We start from the raw sequence: 19,208 nt of genomic DNA on the forward strand, positions 1-19,208 counted from the left end.
GGCTCCCTGAGGTTTCCGCCGCAGGATACTGAACTTGCCGGTTCAGAAAAGCCCAAACACTGCGTCACCCGTCCTCGCCGAGCAACTCCTTCAGCCGGGCTTCCTCTTCCGGGTCCAGCGCCTCGGGGCCGCGGGCAGCATTGCGCTGCCTCTGGGCCGCAATCACCACGCCCAGCCCCGCCAGCAGCAGCGCCGGGCCAGCCAGCCAGACGATCAGGTTCCACCCGCTCGCGGGTGGGTTCATCAGCACGAAGTCCCCGTAATTGCGCAGGAAAGCGTCGCGCACCTCTTGGTCTGTGGCGCCTGCCGCGATCATCTCGCGCACCTCCCGCCGGGCGTCCCGCGCCCAGTCGGCATTGGAGGAGGCGATGGACTCGGCTTGGCACTTCACACAGCGCAGCTCATGGTCCAGCCCCCGCGCCCGCGCCTCCAGCACCGGATCGTCGAGCATCTCCGACGGGTCCAGCGCCAAGGCCGGCAGAGCCAGGGCAAACAGCGCCGCGATGAGCCAGCCTGCCCGCCTCATTCCGCCGGCACCCCTTCGGCCCGCGCCCGCCGCGCGCCCGCCGCAAGGCGGAACCGCCGGTCGGAGAGCGAGATGAACCCGCCCAGCGCCATCAAAATGCAGCCGCCCCAGATCCAGTTGGCGAAGGGCTTGATATAGGTGCGCACGGCCCAGCCGCCTGCTGCCTGCTCATCCCCGATCACCACGTAGATGTCGCGCCAGAGGCCGTTGCGAATGGCCGCCTCCGTGGTCGGCATCGCCTGCACCGGGTAAACCCGCTTTTCCGGGTGCAGCACCGCAATCTCCGCGCCCTCCCGGCGCACCGCGATCTCCGCCATGGTGCTAAAGTAGTTCGGCCCCTGCACCCGCTCCACGCCCTGAAGCTCGATGGTGAACCCCGCCACCTCATAGGGCTGGCCTGTCTGCGCCACGCGAATGTCTTCCACCTGCCACGCGGTGATCGCCGCCACCCCGAGGATCGTCACCCCAAGGCCCGAGTGCGCAACGAACTTGCCCCAATCGGCCCGTGGCAGCCGCGCCAGCCGGCCCATCCGGCCCGCCAGCGGCCCGCGCCCGGTGCGGCTCATCAGGTCCAGCACGCCGCCCGCCACGATCCAGACCGCAAGGCCAATGCCCACCGGCGCCAGCAGGCTGCGCCCGCTCTGCACCGCCCAGACAAGGCCCAATGTGGCCAGCGCCAGCACAGCCGCCGGGGCCACCGCCCGCAGGCTCCGCCCCAGCTTGGCCCGCTTCCACGGCAGCATCGCCCCCACCGGCAAGATCACCGCCAGCCCCACGATGAAGGGTGTGAAGGCGGTGTCAAAGAACGGCGCCTGCACGCTCAGCTTCTTGCCCAGCGCCAGCTCCGCGATCAGCGGCCAGACCGTGCCGACGAAGACCAGCAACGAGGCGACCGAGAGCAGCACGTTGTTCATCACCAATGCGCTTTCCCGGCTCACGGTCGCGAAGAGGCCCTTGGCCTCCATCGCCCCCGCCCGCACCGCAAAGAGCAGGAAGGCCCCGCCAACAAAGACCGCCAGAATGCCAAGGATATAAACACCCCGCTCCGGATCGTTGGCGAACGCGTGGACCGAGGTGATCACGCCCGAGCGCACGATGAAGGTGCCGATCAGCGAAAACCCGAAGGCGGTGATCGCCAGCAGGATCGTCCAGGCCTTCAGCGCCTCGCGCTTCTCCACCACGATGGCCGAGTGCAGCAGCGCGGCGGCAAAGAGCCACGGCATGAAGCTCGCGTTCTCCACCGGATCCCAGAACCAGAAGCCGCCCCAGCCCAGCTCGTAGTAAGCCCACCACGAGCCCAGCGCGATCCCGATGGTCAAGAACACCCATGCCGCCAGCGTCCACGGACGCACCCAGCGCGCCCATGCAGCATCCACCTTGCCCTCGATCAGCGCGGCCACGGCGAAAGAGAACGCCATGCTAAGGCCCACGTAGCCGAGGTAAAGAAACGGCGGATGAAAGGCGAGGCCCGGGTCTTGCAGCAGCGGGTTCAGGTCCTGCCCGTCCATCGGCGGGCTGGCCAGCCGGGTGAAGGGGTTGGAGGTGAAGAGGATGAAGCCGTAAAACGCCACCCCCACCGTTGCCTGCACCGCCAGCACGCGGGCGCGGAAGGTGTCGCTCAGGTTGCCGCCAAACACCGCCGCCGCGCCGCCGAAGCCTGCGAGGATCAGCACCCAGAGCAGCATCGAGCCCTCGTGGTTCCCCCAGACGCCGCTGATCTTGTAGATCATCGGCTTCAGCGTGTGCGAGTTGAGGGTGACGAGGCGCAGCGAGAAGTCACTGGTGACAAAGGCCCACGTCAGCGCCGCAAAGCTCAGCGCCACCAGCGCGAATTGCAGCACCGCCGCAGGCTCGGCCATGGCCATCCACCCGCCCCAGCGTTTTGCCGCGCCCACCTGGGGCACAATGGCTTGAACGACCGCAACCACGGCGGCGAGGATCAGGGCGAAATGGCCAAGCTCAGCTATCATGCCCGCCGTTCTACGCCATCCGCCCGCCGCCGCCAATTCCCTGCGCCCACCCGTCGCAGGGAGTTGACCGGAACCGCCGCCCCGCCCCCGCATTGACCTGCAACATTGACTCCCCGTCCCCAAGGCGCACCCTGATCAGACCCGCCCCATACCCGGCACCAGTGAAAGGCCCCGCGTGAGGATCGCCAGCTACAACATCCGCAAGGCCGTCGGCCTCGACTGGCGCCGCGACCCTGCCCGCATCCTCACCGTGCTGGAGGAGATCGACGCCGACGTTGTGCTGCTCCAAGAGGCCGACAAGCGCTTCGGCACCCGCGCCGGCGTGCTTCCCGCCGAGGCTCTGGGCGACATGGGCTACCGCTTCGCGCCGGTCAACCTGCGCCCCGCGAGCCACGGCTGGCACGGCAACGCCATCCTCACCCGGCTCCGGGCCGAGCGGCCGCAGCGCGTCTACTTGCCCTCGCTGGAGCCGCGCGGCGCGGTCTCGGCCCGCGTCGGCGGGGTGACGGTCGTCGGCGTCCACCTCGGGCTGACACCGCGCACCCGCACCCGCCAGATCTCAACGCTGGAAGAGAAGTTCCCCGAAGGCCCGGTGGTGATCGGCGGCGACTTCAACATGTGGCGCAAGCGCGGCGAAGGCTCCGACCACTTCCGCCTCATCGCGCCCGGCCCCAGCTTCCACGCCTCCCGCCCCACGGCCCCGCTCGACCGCTTCGCGCTCAAGGGGGTGCGCCATGCCTCCGCCCATGTCCACCGCTCCCCCGCCGCCGCCCGCGCCTCCGATCACCTCCCCGTGGTGCTCGAACTGGAGGTGGAGAGCTGATGCTGCTCACCGCGCTGGTCATCCTCCACGGGCTGATCGTCACCGCCTTCACCCTCCGCATCCTGCTGCGCGATGATCTCTCGCCGCCCGCCCGCATGGCATGGTTCGTCGTCATCGCCGCCCTGCCCTACCTCGGCAGCGCCGCCTACTTTCTCTTCGGCGAGGTCGATATCGGGCACGAAGCCCGGCGCCGCGACGGCTACATCTTCGCCCAACTCCACGAGTGGCTCCGCGCCCACCCCGTGGCCGATGCCACCGCCAGCCTGCCCGCGCACATCCGCCCCGCCTTCCGCACCGCCGCCGCGATTAACGGCTTTACCACCGCCAGCGGCAACACGGCCACCCTGCTGGGCGATGGCGCCCAAAGTCGCGAGGCCCTGCTGGCCGATATCGACGCCGCCACCTCCCACGTCCATGTAATGTTTTATATCTGGCTGGAGGATGAAACCGGCACAGCCCTCGCCCGCGCCCTGATCCGCGCCGCCCGGCGTGGCGTGGTGGTCCGCGCCATGGCCGATGCGCTCGGCTCCCGCGCCATGCTCCGCTCCAAGCTCTGGCAGGAGATGGGCATCGCCGGGGTCCACACCGCCACCGCGCTGCCGCTGGACAACCCGTTGCGTACCCTGCTCACCGCCCGGATCGACCTGCGCAACCACCGCAAGATCGTGGTGATCGACGGCGCGGTCACATGGTGCGGGTCCGGCAACGCGGCCGATCCGGCCTTTCGCCCCAAGCGCCGTTTCGCGCCCTGGGTCGATATCATGATCCGCTTCACCGGCCCCGTCGTCACCCAGAAGGCCCTGCTCTTCGCCGCCGACTGGATGGCCGCCACCGGCGAACCCCTCACCCAGCTCGCCATCGCCCCCGCGCCCACGCGCGCCCCGGCCCGCGCCGTGCTCGCCGGAACCACGGAGGCCGAACCCGAGCCCGAGCCTGCCCCCGGCTTCCCCGCCGTGGCCATGGGCGATGGTCCCACCACCCGGCCCGGCGCCATGCCGCAGGTCTTCGCCACCCTGCTCGCCGCCGCCCAGACCCGTGTGACCATCACCACCCCCTACTTCGTCCCCGATGCCACCCTGCTCTCCGCCCTCGCCGCTGCCGCCTGCCGCGGGGTCGAGACCACCCTCGTCTTCCCCCGCCGGAACGATAGCCTCATCGTCCGCGCCGCCTCCCGCAGCTACTACCGCCAGCTTCTGGAGGCTGGCTGCCGGATCTTCGAATTCGAGGGCGGGCTGCTCCACGCCAAGACCCTCACGCTCGATGGCACCACCGCCCTCATCGGCTCCTCCAACCTCGACCTGCGCAGCTTCGATCTGAATTACGAAAACAACATCCTGCTGCACGACGAGGCACTGACCGCACAAATCGCCGAGCGGCAGGCCACTTACCTCGCCAGCTCCCGCGAAGTCACCCTCGCCACCGTCGCCGCATGGCCCTTCCCCCAGCGCATCTGGCAGAACACCATCGCCACCATCGGCCCCATTCTGTAGCTCCCGGCCCGCCCGGGCGTGCAACCGCCCAAAGCACCGCCACCCCCATTGCACCCTCGGTCTCGCTACATTATTGTTACGTTATAACATATCTAAAAGAACCCAAAGCGAGTCCCATGCCCGATACCCGCCTCCCCGTCACCGTCCTCTCCGGCTTTCTCGGCGCGGGCAAAACCACCCTGCTCAACGCCGTCCTTTCCAATCGCGAGGGCCTGCGCGTGGCGGTCATCGTCAACGACATGTCCGATGTGAACATCGACGCCGACCTCATCCGCGATGGCGGCGCCAACCTCTCCCACACCGATGAAACGCTGGTCGAAATGACCAACGGCTGCATCTGCTGCACCCTGCGCGACGACCTGCTCACCGAGGTCCGCCGCCTCGCCGAGATGAACCGCTTCGATTACCTGCTGATCGAAAGCTCCGGCATCTCCGAGCCGCTCCCCGTCGCCACCACCTTCGAGTTCCGCGACGAGGCTGGCGCCAGCCTCTCCGATGCCGCCCGGCTCGATACCATGGTCACCGTGGTCGACACCGCCAACCTGCTGCGCGACTACGCCAGCCACGATTTCCTGCGCGACCGGGGCGAGAGCCTCGGCCCGGAAGACGAGCGCACCCTCGTCGACCTCCTGGTGGAGCAGATCGAATTTGCCGATGTGGTCGTACTCAACAAGGTCACTGCCGCAGGCGAAGATGCCCGCCTCGCGGCCCGCCTCATCGTCACCTCCCTCAATCCCGACGCCCGGATCATCGAGGCGGATTATGGCCTCGTCGCCCCCTCCGCCATCCTCGGCACCGGCCTCTTCGATTTCGAAACCGCCAACGAGCACCCGCTCTGGGCCAAGGAACTCTACGGCTTTGCCGACCACGTGCCGGAGACCGAGGAATACGGCGTCAGCTCCTTCACCTACCGCGCCCGCGCCCCCTTCCACCCCGAGAAGATCCACGCTGTGCTGAATGGCCCCCTGCCCGGCGTGATCCGCGCCAAGGGCCATTTCTGGATCGCCACGCGCCCCGACTGGCTGGCCGAATTCTCCCTCGCCGGGGCGCTCTCCTCGGTCCGGCCGATGGGCCGCTGGTGGGCCTCGGTCCCGCAAGAGCGCTGGCCCGCCCACCCCGAGGCGCGCCGCTACATCGACCACCACTGGCAAGAGCCCTTCGGCGACCGGCGGCAGGAGCTGGTCTTCATCGGCGCCGGGCTCGACGAGGCCGGTATCACCGCCCGCCTCAACGCCGCCCTTATGCCCATGGCCCACGGCCTGAACGACACATGGAGCACCCTGCCCGATCCATTCCCCGGCTGGCGCATGGCCCAGCCTGAGCCGGCATGACCCGTCGCAACGCTGCCAGCGCCCTGCCCCGCCGCCGCCGGGCAGGCGCCAACCCCATGCGCGATTACGATCGCCTGCCCCCCAGCCTCCGCCTCTGGCTCGCCGGTGCGGCCCTGCCGTGGTCGGCCCGCGCCGTCCACCGCGCCTTCCGCGCCGCGCTCGCCCGATCCGGCGGCTGCCCTGTGGCTGCCCTCGCCACGCTCGACCAGATCGAGGCCCGCCTCCTCGCCCGCGATGCACCCCGCATCTGGGGCACCGGGCATCCATCCACGGCCCCTTCCGGCGGCACGGGCGGGCGGGAGGCTTTGCGCTCGGCGGGTTAACTTAACCACCACCCCAGAAAATCGCGTATGCATCGGATGTGCATGGAATGTGCATCAGTTGTGCATCAGCTTTTATTGGGGTTAACGCGGTTTGCCGCCAAATCCCTGCCCCACCGCGCGCTGCGGCAACTCTGCCGCCCCGCTGCCCTTGCCGGGCGGCCCCCTTTCTCCTATGTAAACACTCAGGAACAGCACCCCCCAAGGACCATCATGCCCGAAGACACGCCCCCCCTCGAAGGCACCCCGCTGATCAAGCCCTCGTCGACCGATCACCCTCTGCACGAGTCCGTGGTCGAGGCCTGCCGTTCGGTCTATGACCCTGAAATTCCAGTCAATATCTACGATCTGGGGCTGGTCTACACGATCGAGATCAACCCCGAGAACGAGGTGAACGTGATCATGTCGCTCACCGCGCCGGGCTGCCCCGTGGCGGGTGAGATGCCGGGTTGGCTGGCCGATGCCATCGAACCCATCCCCGGCGTGAAGCAGGTCGAGGTCGAGATCACTTGGGAGCCGCCCTGGGGCATGGAGATGATGAGCGACGAAGCCCGGCTTGAGCTGGGATTCATGTAACAGGCCCAAAGGTTTGCGCGTTTTTACCTGACTGTCACCTGCCCGTTTTGCAGCCGTCACACGGCGACCCTTTCTTGCGCCCATCGCAAACCAAGGAGTCGCAAAAATGCGCCGCACCCCCCTTCTCGCCCTTCTCGCCCTCGGCACCGCCGCTCCGGCCCTCGCCGAGGCCCCGCTCTCCGGCTACGGCCCCCGCCCGGCCTACCTGATCGGCAAGCTGCCCGAGGGCGAACTGAAGACCAAGCTGCAAAGCTGCCTCGGCCAACCGATGGAAAAGACAGAGTTTTCCATCGCCCACCGTGGCGCGCCGATGATGTTCCCCGAGCACACCGCCGAGAGCTACATCGCCGGGGCCTCGCAGGGCGCAGGCGTGGGTGAGTGCGACGTGACCTTCACCAAAGACAAGGAACTGGTCTGCCGCCACGCGCAGAACGACCTGCACACCACCACCAACATCCTCGTGAGCGACCTCGCCGCCACCTGCACCACCCCCTTCAGCCCCGCCGCGGGCGAGGACAAGGCCGCTGCCGAATGCCGCACCTCCGAGATTTCCCTGAGCGAATTCAAGGGCCTGATGCCCAAGATGGACAGCGCCGACAGCGCCGCCACCACTGCTGAAGAGTATCAGGGCGGCATCGCCGGCTGGCGCACCGCGCTCTACGTGCAGGAGCCCACGATCCTCACCCACGCCGAGTCCATCGCGCTCTTCAAGGATCTCGGCGTCAAGATGACCCCCGAGCTGAAATCCCCCTCCGTCGAGATGCCCTTCGACGGCTTCACTCAGGCCGATTACGCCCAGAAGATGATCGACGAATACAAGGCCGCCGGCGTGCCCGCGTCCGACGTATTCCCGCAGAGCTTCAACCTCGAAGACGTGCTCTACTGGGTTGAGAATGAACCCGAATTCGGCGCGCAGGCTGTCTTCCTCGTAGAGCCGGACGACAGCTTCGACGAGCAGAACCCCGAGACCTGGAAACAGGACTTCACCGAGCTCGCCGCACAGGGCGTGAAGTATCTCGCCCCCTCGATGAACATGCTGGTGACGCCTGAAAACGGCACCTACGCCGCTTCCGAATACGCCAAGCAGGCCAAGGCGGCGGGCCTCAACCTCATCACGTGGTCGCTCGAGCGCTCCGGCCCCCTCGCCTCCGGCGGCGGCTGGTACTACAACTCCACCACCGAGATCACCGACAATGACGGCGACATCTACGAACTGGTGGATACGCTGGCGCAAGACGTTGAGGTCACCGGCATTTTCTCCGACTGGCCCGCCACCGTGACCTTCTACGCCAACTGCATGGGCCTTTGATCACAGGCGCCTAGCCAACACCTCAAAAACACAACGGGCGGCCTCTCGGGCCGCCCGTTTCTGTTTCACGCTGGCGTCTGGTGTCAGCCTTCCGAGCTGCCCTCTTCGCCATCTGCAGCGGCCTCTTCGGTCGGCTCTTCCTCCGGCGCGGTGATCTCTTCGGGCGCCTCCACGCTAATCTGGAGCAACTCCTCCACATCGGCCAGCATATCCTCGGCCAGCTCCGGAGTTTTCTGTGGCTGAACAGCGCCTTGCGCCTCTTCCAGCGCAGACCCGACCTCGGCGACCTCGTCGATCAACGCCGCCAGCTCCTCGTCAGCCAGCACCGCCGCATCGGCCTCGATCGAGTCGATCTCCGCCTGCAGATCGGCATAGTCCTCGCCTTCGAGAACCTCGTCACAGCCGCCATCGCCGCCGTCCGAACAGCCCACAACGCCGCCGTCGAGGCTCAGTTCCACGCCCTCGGGCAGTTCGTAAGTGTCCGAAATCGCGCCGACTTCCGCCACAAGCTCCTCTTCAGTCGGGAAGGTGCCCGCCATGATCTCATTGGCGGCCTCTGCCGTAAGCACACCCTCGTCGACCGCCGCCTGAAGTGTTTCACTCGCCGCTGCGATGTCGGTGTTGTAATCCTCATAGGCCACCACGAGCGCGCCGATCATCCCGCCCGCGCCATTGGCCACGCCGGTCTCACGGAATTTTTCGGCCATGTTCGCAATGGCTTGCGGGCTGCGCTTGGCCGAGTTCCACGGCCCCAGCTCGCTGGGATGCACCCGCAGCTCGCCCGCTTCCAGCCGGGTCTTCCAGCTGTTGCCCTTCGGCTCAGTGGTCGCGCTCGCCTTGGCCACCTTCGGCTCGGCCTTGCGGGCCGCGGGTGCCGCCGCCTTGCCTTTCGACACGTAAACCGTGCGCACCGTCTTGATGCGACCGTCCTTCATCCGGACCTTCTTGGTCTCCACCCGCTTGATGGTCCGCCCGTCGCGGGTCTTGGCCACTTTCCGCGTGGAGGAGCCGCCTGTCGAAGCCTTGGCCCCGCCGCCGCTTTTCTCGGCGCTCTTGCCACCAGCATTGCCGCTGTTGCCCTTGCCGCCGCCGTTACCATTGCCGTTGCCGCCGCCATTTCCATTGCCGCCACCCTTGCCGTTGTCCGACTTGGCCCAAGCCGCATCGGCGCTCAGCACGGTCGCCGCACCGACAGCAAGGGTCACGGGCGCCGCTGCCATCGCGGCCACAACGAGGGCTGCAAAGCCCGTCTTGATGGGTTTGGTCATGGGATGTCCTCCGAAAATCTGCTCTGGCGAAGAGACTAACCGAGCGCGTCAGAAATGTGGCATCCGCGAGGCGGAACCGGGGCCGGATTGGAGGAAATCCGCCCATTTCGGTTCCCGACCTCGCAGTGCCGCGCCCCCTTGAGCCGCCGCCCCTCCCGGCCTACATATGGCTCAAAGGAGCACTCCCATGTTCGGCATTCCCGGCAAGCAAGCCGTCACCATCACCCCCCGCGCCGTGGCGGAAATCGCCAAGCTCATGGCGCGTGACGGCCATGAAGGCCTGCGCATCGGCGTCAAGAAAGGCGGCTGTGCGGGCATGGAATACACGATGGAATATGCTGACACCGTCGATGAGCACGACGAGGTGGTCGAGCAGGACGGCGCCCGGGTGATGATCGCCCCGATGGCCCAGATGTTCCTCTTCGGCACCGAGATCGACTATGAGACCTCGCTGCTCGAGTCCGGCTTCAAGTTCAACAACCCCAACGTGACCGAGGCCTGCGGCTGCGGCGAGTCCATCAAGTTCGCAAACCAGTGAACGGGCCGGTAAACCGCGCTTGACCCTGCCCGCTTGCAGGCTCACCCTCGCCCCATGTTCCTGCCCTTCTTCCAGACCCTCCGGGCCGCCGGCGTGCCCGTCACCCTCCGCGAGCATCTGGGCTTTCTCGATGCCGTCTCGGCCGGGCTGACCACCTATGACATCGAGGCCTTCTACTACCTCGCCCGCACCTGTCTGGTGAAGGACGAGCGGCATCTCGACCGCTTCGATCAGGCGTTCTCCCATGCGTTCAAAGGGCTGGAGAGCATCCCGCTGGAGGCCGTGCTTGAGGCGGTGGACCTGCCTGAGGACTGGCTCCGCAAGCAGGCCGAAAAGCACCTGTCGCCCGAGGAGATGGCCGAGATCGAGGCGATGGGCGGCTTCGAGAAGCTGATGGAAACCCTGCGCGAGCGGCTCAAGGAGCAGGAAGGCCGTCACCAGGGCGGCAACAAGTGGATCGGCACGGCCGGCACCTCCCCCTTCGGCGCCTACGGCTACAACCCCGAGGGCGTGCGGATCGGCCAGGAGAAGTCCCGCCACCAGCGCGCCGTGAAGGTCTGGGACAAGCGCGAATTCCGCAACCTCGACGACACTGTCGAGCTGGGCACCCGCAACATCAAGGTGGCCCTCAAGCGCCTCCGCCAATGGGCCCGCGACGGCGCCCACGAGGAGCTGGATCTCGACGGCACCATCCGCGCCACCGCCGAGCACGGCCACCTCGATGTCAAAACCCGCCCCGAGCGCCGCAACGCCGTGAAGGTGCTGCTCTTCCTCGATGTCGGCGGTTCGATGGACCCGCATATCAAGGTGGTCGAAGAGCTCTTCTCCGCCGCCCGCGCCGAGTTCAAGCACCTCGAATATTACTACTTCCACAACTGCCTCTACGAGGGCCTCTGGCGCGACAATCGCCGCCGCTGGTCCGAGCAGACGCCCACGTGGGAGGTGCTCAACACCTACGGGCCGGATTACCGCGCCATCTTCGTCGGTGATGCCTCCATGTCGCCCTACGAGGTCGCCTACCCCGGCGGCGCCAACGAGCACTGGAACGAGGAGGCGGGCAGCACATGGCTCGCCCGCGCGCGCCAGCAGTGGCCGCAGAACCTCTGGATCAACCCGGTGCCCGAACGCCATTGGGGCTACACCCAATCCATCGCCATGATCCGCGAGATCTTCGAGGATCGCATGGTGCCGATGACACTGGAGGGGCTGACCGCCGGGATGAAGGGCCTCACCAAGTGATGGCCTTGCTGCGCCGTCATCCGGTTCTCGTCACCTGTTTCGCGCTGGCCCTCGCCGCCACCCTCTTCTTCGGCATCCGCACCGTGCAGCGCACCCTCTACTGGATGGACCCGGCCCATCAGGCGCAGGCGCTGGAGCCGTGGATGACCCCGCGCTACATCGCCCACAGCTGGCTGCTCGACGGGCGCGAACTCTCCGAGCACCTCGGCGTGCCGCCCAAGCCCAAGGAGCGCCCCACGCTGGAAACCATCGCCGAAAAGCGCGGCGTCCCGCTCGAGCAGGTGATGGACGAGGCCCGCGCCTTCATCGAGGCTCACGCCAAGCGCGCAGCCCAATCTCCGCCCACGGCACCCGGCGACGGCGCGCCAGAGGCTCCGCCCGGCGAATGACCGACTGGCTCTTCCAGCTCCTCGCCGCCTACGGCGTGCCGATCCTCGCCTGCGTCACCTTCGCCTCCTGCCTCTGCGTGCCGGTCCCCTCCTCGCTGCTGATGATCACCGGCGGGGCCTTCACCGCGACCGGCGATCTCACCCTCGCCTCGGTTGCCCTCGGGGCCTTTGCCGGGGCCGTGTTGGGCGATCAGGCCGGCTACCAGCTGGGACGCAGCAGCGGCCAGTGGATCGACGAGAAAATGGCCCACCGCCCTAAACGCCAGCAGCTCTTCACCCGCGCCCGCGAGTTCACCCTAAACCGCGGCGGTCCCGGCATCTTCCTCACCTGCTGGCTCTTCGCCCCGCTCGGCCCCTACGCCAACCTCGCCGCCGGCGCGAGCCGGATGAACTGGCTCACCTTCACCCTCTGGGGCCTCGCCGGAGAGGTGGTTTGGGTCGGCCTTTACGTTGGCCTTGGCCGCGCCTTTGCCGAGAACATCGAACTCGGCGCACAGGTCGCCTCGCAGGCCCTCGGTTTCCTCGCGGCCCTCGGCCTCACCATCTTCCTTGGCGTCTGGCTCATGCGCGTTATCCGACGGCAGAACAGCCGCGAAGACTAGCGCGCGACTGCCTCACACTCCCGCTGCGAGTTTGCACCTGATCCAGCCGCCATAGGTCGGGACTATTCCCGACTCGGCAAGGATCACCCCCGCGCCGCTACCCCGCACACCGCGTGCTCCAGCTCACCCCACGCCGTCCCGGCCATCGAGCGGAAGGTATAGAGCGCAAACCCCGCGCCCGTCCGCACCAGTGCCAGCGGCATGTGGCCTAACAGGCTCCGCGCCACCGCGCCCTCGGCCATCGTCTCAAGCTCCAGCGGCACCAGCCTTGCCAGCACCTCCGCTGCGCCCGCGCCCTCGAGCGCAAAGCCCACCCAGGCGTCGGACTGCTCCACCACCGCCGCGCCCTTCACCCGGCCCGGTTCGGCGCCAATGAGCATCGCCTGCCCCGCGCCCCACCAGCAGAGCCGCGCCACCCCCTTGGCCGCGCTCTCGCCCGGCGCCGGAAAGCCCATGCCCCCGAGCGTCACCTTGGCCCCGCCCAGCGGCAGCACCGCGAACATCGGGCGCGGTTCTAGCACCGAGAGTTGAACGTTCCCGGCCTCCACCGCCTCGCGCACCAAGGGCGCCGCAGCCTTCATGCTGGGTGAGCCCCAGTCCCCCTCGCCCTCCACCGGCCCGCGCATCCGCGTGCCTTCAGGGTCAAAGAACACCGGGTCGCAGACCTCCACCACCGCCCGCACATCGCGCAGGTGGTCAACAAAGCTCATTCGCTCGCCATGCCGCGCCCGGCCGTCTTTCACGAACCCCAGCGCCAGCCCGCTCTCCAGCGTGGGCGACCAGCAGGCCGAGGTGGTGTAGCCCTGCGCGTTGACCCGCGTGGCCTCCGCGCCCTCGTCAAACAGGAATGCCCCCGCGCTCAGCGCCTTCACCGCGCCCACCGCCCGCAGGCCGACCAACTGCTCGCGGTGCGGCCCGTCCGCCAGCCCCTCGCGCTGGCTCATCACCTTGCCGATGCAATCCTTCGACGGGCTGACCATGCCGCCAAGCCCCACATCGCCCGCCGTCACCCGGCCGTGGATCTCGGCATGGGTCACAAAGCCCTTTTCGATCCGCAGAACGTTCAGCGCCTCCATCCCGTAGGCCCCGCCGCCCTCAGCCTCGCTTGCGGCCACCAGCGCCCCCCAGAGCGCCGCGCCATAGCGCGCAGGCACCGCAAGTTCCCAGCCCGCCTCGCCCGAAAAGCTGATCCGAAAGAGCCGCCCCGCGACCCCCGCCACATCCACCGCCGCGCAACCCATGAACGGCAGCTCCGGCACCTCCTGCACCACCGCGCCCAGCACCGCCCGCGCCCGTGGCCCGGCCACGGCAAACTGCGCCCACTGCTCGGTGACCGAGATCGCCTGCACGTCCAGTTCCGGCGCCAGCACCTGCGCGGCAAAGTCCACATGCCGCATCACCGGCCCCGCCGCGCCCGTGGTGGTGGTCACGAGGTAATGCTCGGCCCCCAGCCGCGCCACGGTGCCATCGTCCATCACATGGCCATCCTCGCGCAGCATCAGCCCATAGCGCACCCGGCCCTCCTTCAGGCCCGACATCTTGCCAGTGTAGAGCAGGTCCAGCAGCGCCGCCGCCCCCGGCCCCTGCACGTCGATCTTGCCGAGCGTCGACACATCACACACGCCCACGGCCTCGCGCACCATCCGCACCTCGCGGTCGCAGGCCTCGCGCCATGTCGTCTCGCCCGCCCGCGGAAAATACGAGGCCCGATACCACAGCCCCGCCTCCACCATCGGCGCGCCAGCTTCCACGGTGGCGGCGTGGCTCGTGGTCTCGCGCACCGGCGCAAACCCCTTGCCGCGCCCACCCGCGCCCATCGCGCCAATGCTCACCGGGGCAAAGGGCGGGCGATGGGTCGTGAGCCCGGTCTCTGCCAGCGTCCGCCCCGTGGCCTCCGCCAGCACCGCCATCGCCGCCTCTCCCGAGACGCGCCCCTGATCCGGCGCCATCCCCTGCGTGGTGTAACGCTTCGTGTGCTCGGCCCGGCCAAACCCCTCCTGCGCGGCAAGGCGAATGTCCTTCACCGTCACGTCGTTGCCCATGTCGAGGAAGGCGCGGCCCTTGAGGTCGACGAAATGCGGCGCCGCCTCGCGCGGCCCGTCCTCCGCCTCGGGCACCTCCGCCGCGCTCACGCCCAGCACCGAGGCCGCCGCCTCCGCACCCGAGCGCAGCGCCTCCGCCGTGCCTGCCAGCCCTGCCGCAGCGCCGGCCACCACCATCCCCGGCACCGCCCCCTCGGGCGCCAAAAACATGCCGTCCCGCCACTCCGGCTTCGCGCCCAGATGGGTTGCCAGCTGCACCTGCGGTACCCATCCGCCGCAAACCGCAAGCACGTCCGCCCCGATCTCCCGCCTGCGCCCGGCCTGCACGGTGACCGATTGCACCCCCATCCGCCCCTGCACCGCCGCCACCTGCGCGCCCGCAAAGAACGGCGCGTCCACGCCCTCCGGCGCCTCCGCGCCTCCGCGGCTGTCGATCACCGCCACCGGCGGCAGGCCCACCGCCGCGAGCTCCCGCGCCGTGCGCGCCACGCCTGCGCCGCCACCGAAGACCGCTACACGCGGCCCCGCGAGCACGCCCCAGCGGTTGAGGTAGCTGCGCACAGCGCCGCCCGCCATCACCCCGGGCCGGTCGTTGCCCGGAAAAGCCACCATCCGTTCCACCGCACCCGTCGCCAGCACGCTCGCCCCCGCCACGATTCGCCAGAAGCATGTGGCCGGAAGGTCCGCCCCCGGCTTCGCCAGATGCTCGCCCACCCGCTCAACGGCGGCGAATGTGCCGTGGTCGTACACGCCGGTCACGCAAGTCCGCGCCATCACCCGCACGTTGGGCATGGCCTCAAGCTCTGCAATCACGCCCGCCGCCCAAAGGTGGCCCGGCATGCCGCCCACCTCCTCGCGCTCGCCCAGCAACCGGCCGCCAAAACCGCTCTGCTCGTTGCAAAGGATCACCCGCTTGCCCGCCCGGCCCGCCGCCTGCGCCGCCGTCAGCCCGGCCGGCCCGCCGCCGATCACCAGCAGGTCGCAAAAGGCAAAGGCCTTCTCTTGCGGGGTGTCGTCATGGTCGCGGCTCAACGCCCCGATCCCCGCCGCCCGCCGGATGAACGGCTCGTAGAGCTTCAGCCAAAACTTCGGTGGCCACATGAATGTCTTGTAGTAGAACCCCGCGCCAAGCCACGGGTGCAGCATGTCATTCATGCCCAGCACGTCGAACCCGAGCGAGGGCCAACGGTTCTGGCTCACCGCGCAGAACCCCTCGTAAAGCTCCGCCATCGTCGCCCGCTGGTTCGGCACCGGCCCCCAAGGGCCGCGCACCGTCACCAGCCCGTTCGGCTCCTCCGGCCCGGCGCTGAACAGCCCCCGTGGGCGGTGGTATTTGAACGAGCGTGCAATAACCCGCTGATCATTGGCGAGCAGCGCCGAGGCCAGCGTGTCCCCCGGATGCCCATGCATCATCTGCCCGTCGAACGAGAACGGCAGGCTCCGCCCCCGGTCCAGCGCATGTCCGCGTCCCTGAACCCTCATGCCCGGCCCTCGCACATCAGGGAAATCGCCCTCACCGCGCTACCTCCCGCGCCAGCGTCACGCCCAGCACCTCGTGGCTCGCGGTATCGCGCTCCACCACCAGCCAACTGGCGCAGCCCGCGCCGTGATACCACAGCTCCCGGCTCGGCCCGCAGGCGTTCACCCGGTTGTGCAGGTAATCGTCCCACGCCTCCGCGCCCGCCTCGGGATCAGGCCGCGCCACAAGCTCGGCCCCGCCCACCGGCGTAAACTCGCGGCTGTCTCTCTCGCCGCACAGAGGGCAGGCCACTCTCATCGCGTCATCCCTCGCATTCCGGCTCCATCGCCCCGTCGAGCCGGAACAGCGTCACCGCATATCCCCCGCCCTCGGTTCTGTCGGCCAGCACCGCGCCGCCGTCGCAGGCGGCGGGGTTGCCATGCAGCCCCAGCCCGATGCTGCGGATCAGCAGCCGCGTATCGCTCTCTTCCACGATCTGGATGAACCCCTGATCGCAGCCGTCAAAACAGGTCTCTGCCGCAGGGTCCGCACCGTTAACCGCTGGCCCACCCGCCTCACAGACCATGTCCGAGAAGTAGCGCTCACCGACCTCGCCCGGCGCAATGCCCTCCGCCTCTGGCGAAAGCTCGGCCCAAAGCTGAACGCCCCGCCCGCCGCCATCCAGCGGGCGAAAGCTCAGCACCATCCCCTGCACACCCTGCATCGGGTTGGCCGCCATATGGGCATCGGAATAGAACCGTTGGTAGCAATCCGGCCCCGCCGCCGCAGGCCCGGACACCAGCACCGTGCAGAGCGCCGCCCGGATCACTGGCACACCCCCGGCGGCGCACTCTCCAGCCGGAATGTCGTCAGCACGGTGCGGTTTGGGTCGCCCTTCGCCACATCTGCCACCAGCGTCGAGCCGCAGCCCGTCCCGTCACTCACCGCCACGCCCTCCGTGCGAATGGTCAGTGCCCCCGGCTCCAGCGAGACCACCTGAAAGAACCCGCCGTCGCACTCGCCCTGGCAGGTCATCCGCCCCGCCTCCAGCCAGTCCGGCCAGCCAGAGCCGCCCTCATGGATGTTGCACAGCAACACGTTGGAATAGCTCTTTCCCGCCGTCCCATCGGCCCGCGTATAGGCGTTCTCCGCCATGGTCGCGCGAATGTCGGCCACCCCGGCCATGTCTTCCCACGGCTTGAAGGCAATGCGCAGCTCTTCGACCGTCTGCTCCGGATGTTTCGCCAGATGCTCGGCGGAATAATCCCGCGCCCAGCACTCCCCGCCAAACTCCTGTGCCCCGGCCACGCTGGCCGCCAGCATCGCACTAATGAAGGTTATGCTGCGCACCCGTCCCCTCCTCGTCCATCAGCCCCACCCCGGTGCGGAACCGGTCCAGCCGGAAGCCCGCCGCATCCGCATGAGGCCGGTCCTGCGCGATCAGATGGGCCAGCGCAAAGCCCGAGCCCGGCACCGCCTTGAACCCGCCGTAGCACCAGCCGCAATCAAGATAGAGGCCATCAATCGGGCTTTTGTCGATGATCGGCGAGCCGTCCGGCGTCATATCCATGATCCCGCCCCATGACCGCAGCACCTTCGCCTTGCCGATCATCGGCATCAGCGTCATCCCCGCCTCCATCACATGTTCCACCATCGGCAGGTTTCCCCGCTGGGCATAGCTCGGGTAGAAATCCAGATCGCCGCCAAACACCAAGCCGCCCTTGTCGGATTGGCTGATGTAAAAGTGCCCCATGCCGAAGCTGATCACATGGTCGATCACCGGCTTCAGCCCCTCGGTGACAAAGGCCTGCAACACGTGGCTCTCGATCGGCAGCCGCAACCCTGCCAGCGCCGCCACCTGCCCGCTCCGCCCGGCGGTCACAATCGCCACTTTCTTCGCCCGGATCGCACCGCGCGTGGTCTGCACACCGGTCACCCGGCCGCCTTCCACGTCGATCCCGGTAACTTCGCAGTTCTGCACAAGGTCCACACCCCGGCTGTCCGCCCCCCGCGCATAGCCCCAAGCCACCGCATCATGCCTCGCTGAGCCACCGCGCGGGTGATACAAACCACCGAAGATCGGGAACCGCCCCTGCTCGAAATCGAGATAGGGCAGCATCTCGCGCACCCCCTCCCGGTCCAGCAACACCGCATCATCACCCTGATTGATCATCGCATTGCCGCGCCGGGCAAAGGCATCGCGCTGCCCATCGGAGTGGAACAGGTTGATCAGCCCGCGCTGCGAATGCATCACGTTGTAATTCAGATCCGCGCTCAGCCCCTCCCAGAGCTTCAGCGACATGGAGTAAAACTCCGAATTCCCCGGCAAGAAGTAGTTGGCCCGCACAATCGTGGTGTTCCGCCCCACGTTGCCGAGGCCCAGCCGCCCCTTCTCCAGCACGGCCACATTGGTCAGCCCGTGCTCCTTGGCGAGGTAATAGGCGGTCGAAAGCCCGTGCCCGCCGCCGCCGATGATCACCACGTCATACTCGGGGCGCGGATCGGGCGTGCGCCACGCAGGCCGCCAGCCGCGATTGCCGGTCAGCCCCTCTTTCAGGATTTTCAAAGCATTGTAGCGCAAACCGCCACCTCCGTTGCCGCCACAAAACCAGCAGCCCCGTGCGAAAACAAGGCCATAAGCGACACCCCTTGTCGCTCCCGCACCCCGGTCATTTTCTTGCGGCAAATACTCACCAGAATCTCTTCGGGTGCCCGGCCCAAACCGCAGGCTCCGGGTCGCGGCAGGGCGCGCCCCGCGCCAGATTGCCCTCACAGCAACAAGGAGCCACCCACATGACCTTCCGCATCACCGGCCTCAGCCCGGACCCCTTCCGCCCGCTCTACGGCCTCTCCGACGCCCAGCTCGCCCAGCGCGGTGCCCGGCGGATGGTGGCCAACAGCCACCCCGGCTTTCCCGACCGGATCACGATGGAGGATGTCCCCGAGGGCGAAACCGTGATCCTGCTCAACCACTGCTGCATGCCCAAACCCTCGCCCTACCGCACCACCCACGCCATCTTCGTCCGTGAGGGAGCCGAGCAGGCCTATGACGCCACCGGCGAGGTGCCGCAGGTGATGCACCGCCGCCATCTCTCGCTGCGCGGCTTCGACCAGTCAGGCATGATCGTCGAGGCAGAGCTGGCCACGGGCGACGGCATCGCAGAGGCCATCACCCGCATCTTCACCAACCCCGAGGTGACAGAGATCCACGCCCACAACGCGGCGCGCGGCTGCTATTCAGGCCGGATCACCCGGGCCTGAGCCACCCTGCAGCGCCCGAAGGCGGCTGAGCCGGCGCGGGAGGGCGGGTGGGGCGACGGGTCAGC

At 68.2% G+C, this 19,208-nt stretch carries 19 protein-coding genes; 11 read left to right on the plus strand and 8 right to left on the minus strand.

The window, feature by feature from the left end; translation table 11 throughout:
• Positions 1-64 precede the first annotated feature (64 nt).
• Both KUV38_RS08860 and KUV38_RS08865 read right to left on the minus strand, forming a co-directional pair.
• Positions 65-526: a cytochrome c-type biogenesis protein CcmH gene (locus tag KUV38_RS08860; RefSeq protein ID WP_222469691.1), complete on the minus strand. Its 462-nt coding sequence runs from the start codon at positions 524-526 to the stop codon at positions 65-67.
• Positions 523-2,496, minus strand: a complete 1,974-nt coding sequence (locus KUV38_RS08865; RefSeq protein WP_222469692.1) for a heme lyase CcmF/NrfE family subunit — start codon at positions 2,494-2,496, stop codon at positions 523-525. Before KUV38_RS08865 ends, KUV38_RS08860 begins: the two co-directional genes overlap by 4 nt.
• A 175-nt stretch (positions 2,497-2,671) precedes the next feature.
• On the opposite strand from KUV38_RS08865, the gene KUV38_RS08870 reads away from it, so the two are divergent.
• The 6 genes from KUV38_RS08870 to KUV38_RS08895 all read left to right on the plus strand — a co-directional run bounded on the left by KUV38_RS08870 (position 2,672) and on the right by KUV38_RS08895 (position 8,345).
• Complete coding sequence (locus KUV38_RS08870) at positions 2,672-3,319, plus strand: endonuclease/exonuclease/phosphatase family protein (RefSeq protein WP_222469693.1); 648 nt, start codon at positions 2,672-2,674, stop codon at positions 3,317-3,319.
• Entirely contained in the window at positions 3,319-4,809 is a 1,491-nt protein-coding gene (cls, locus tag KUV38_RS08875) for a cardiolipin synthase (protein WP_222469694.1), read from the plus strand. The genes KUV38_RS08870 and cls overlap by 1 nt, the downstream gene beginning before the upstream one ends.
• 116 nt (positions 4,810-4,925) lie before the next feature.
• Entirely contained in the window at positions 4,926-6,140 is a 1,215-nt protein-coding gene (locus KUV38_RS08880) for a GTP-binding protein (RefSeq protein ID WP_222469695.1), read from the plus strand.
• Complete coding sequence (locus KUV38_RS08885; RefSeq protein WP_222469696.1) at positions 6,137-6,463, plus strand: DUF6525 family protein; 327 nt, start codon at positions 6,137-6,139, stop codon at positions 6,461-6,463. Before KUV38_RS08880 ends, KUV38_RS08885 begins: the two co-directional genes overlap by 4 nt.
• 210 nt (positions 6,464-6,673) lie before the next feature.
• A complete protein-coding gene (locus KUV38_RS08890; RefSeq protein WP_222469697.1) occupies positions 6,674-7,036 on the plus strand; it encodes an SUF system Fe-S cluster assembly protein in 363 nt (120 codons plus the stop codon).
• Positions 7,037-7,142: 106 nt separating this feature from the next.
• The gene (locus KUV38_RS08895) at positions 7,143-8,345 is read left to right on the plus strand and encodes a glycerophosphodiester phosphodiesterase family protein (protein ID WP_222469698.1); all 1,203 of its coding nucleotides are present in this window, start codon (positions 7,143-7,145) and stop codon (positions 8,343-8,345) included.
• A gap of 83 nt (positions 8,346-8,428) precedes the next feature.
• On the opposite strand, the gene KUV38_RS08900 is transcribed toward KUV38_RS08895, so the two are convergent.
• The gene (locus KUV38_RS08900; RefSeq protein WP_222469699.1) at positions 8,429-9,613 is read right to left on the minus strand and encodes a hypothetical protein; all 1,185 of its coding nucleotides are present in this window, start codon (positions 9,611-9,613) and stop codon (positions 8,429-8,431) included.
• A 187-nt stretch (positions 9,614-9,800) separates the two neighbouring features.
• Between KUV38_RS08900 and KUV38_RS08905 the strand changes: the two genes are divergently transcribed.
• The 4 genes from KUV38_RS08905 to KUV38_RS08920 are packed head-to-tail and all read left to right on the plus strand — an operon-like array spanning position 9,801 to position 12,381.
• The gene (locus tag KUV38_RS08905) at positions 9,801-10,151 is read left to right on the plus strand and encodes a HesB/IscA family protein (RefSeq protein WP_222469700.1); all 351 of its coding nucleotides are present in this window, start codon (positions 9,801-9,803) and stop codon (positions 10,149-10,151) included.
• A gap of 54 nt (positions 10,152-10,205) precedes the next feature.
• Positions 10,206-11,390, plus strand: coding sequence for a vWA domain-containing protein (locus tag KUV38_RS08910; protein ID WP_222469701.1), 1,185 nt, complete (start codon positions 10,206-10,208; stop codon positions 11,388-11,390).
• Positions 11,387-11,779, plus strand: coding sequence for a hypothetical protein (locus KUV38_RS08915; protein WP_222469702.1), 393 nt, complete (start codon positions 11,387-11,389; stop codon positions 11,777-11,779). Before KUV38_RS08910 ends, KUV38_RS08915 begins: the two co-directional genes overlap by 4 nt.
• Positions 11,776-12,381 (plus strand): DedA family protein, encoded by a 606-nt coding sequence (locus KUV38_RS08920; protein ID WP_222469703.1) that lies wholly within the window; start codon positions 11,776-11,778, stop codon positions 12,379-12,381. The genes KUV38_RS08915 and KUV38_RS08920 overlap by 4 nt, the downstream gene beginning before the upstream one ends.
• An 83-nt stretch (positions 12,382-12,464) precedes the next feature.
• Here KUV38_RS08920 and KUV38_RS08925 read toward each other — a convergent pair whose 3' ends face one another.
• Genes KUV38_RS08925 through KUV38_RS08945 form a run of 5 tightly spaced genes read right to left on the minus strand, consistent with a single transcriptional unit; the run spans position 12,465 to position 18,463 of the window.
• Entirely contained in the window at positions 12,465-15,905 is a 3,441-nt protein-coding gene (locus KUV38_RS08925) for a 2Fe-2S iron-sulfur cluster-binding protein (RefSeq protein WP_222469704.1), read from the minus strand.
• Between the two features lie 31 nt (positions 15,906-15,936).
• Positions 15,937-16,200, minus strand: coding sequence for a sarcosine oxidase subunit delta (locus KUV38_RS08930; protein ID WP_222469705.1), 264 nt, complete (start codon positions 16,198-16,200; stop codon positions 15,937-15,939).
• Between the two features lie 4 nt (positions 16,201-16,204).
• Positions 16,205-16,711: a hypothetical protein gene (locus KUV38_RS08935; protein ID WP_222469706.1), complete on the minus strand. Its 507-nt coding sequence runs from the start codon at positions 16,709-16,711 to the stop codon at positions 16,205-16,207.
• Complete coding sequence (locus KUV38_RS08940; protein WP_222469707.1) at positions 16,708-17,232, minus strand: hypothetical protein; 525 nt, start codon at positions 17,230-17,232, stop codon at positions 16,708-16,710. Before KUV38_RS08940 ends, KUV38_RS08935 begins: the two co-directional genes overlap by 4 nt.
• Positions 17,210-18,463, minus strand: coding sequence for a sarcosine oxidase subunit beta family protein (locus KUV38_RS08945; RefSeq protein WP_222469708.1), 1,254 nt, complete (start codon positions 18,461-18,463; stop codon positions 17,210-17,212). The genes KUV38_RS08940 and KUV38_RS08945 overlap by 23 nt, the downstream gene beginning before the upstream one ends.
• A 212-nt stretch (positions 18,464-18,675) precedes the next feature.
• On the opposite strand from KUV38_RS08945, the gene KUV38_RS08950 reads away from it, so the two are divergent.
• Positions 18,676-19,143, plus strand: coding sequence for a DUF1203 domain-containing protein (locus KUV38_RS08950; RefSeq protein ID WP_222469709.1), 468 nt, complete (start codon positions 18,676-18,678; stop codon positions 19,141-19,143).
• Positions 19,144-19,208 lie beyond the last annotated feature (65 nt).

This window comes from Vannielia litorea, from assembly GCF_019801175.1.
GTDB lineage: Bacteria > Pseudomonadota > Alphaproteobacteria > Rhodobacterales > Rhodobacteraceae > Vannielia > Vannielia litorea_B.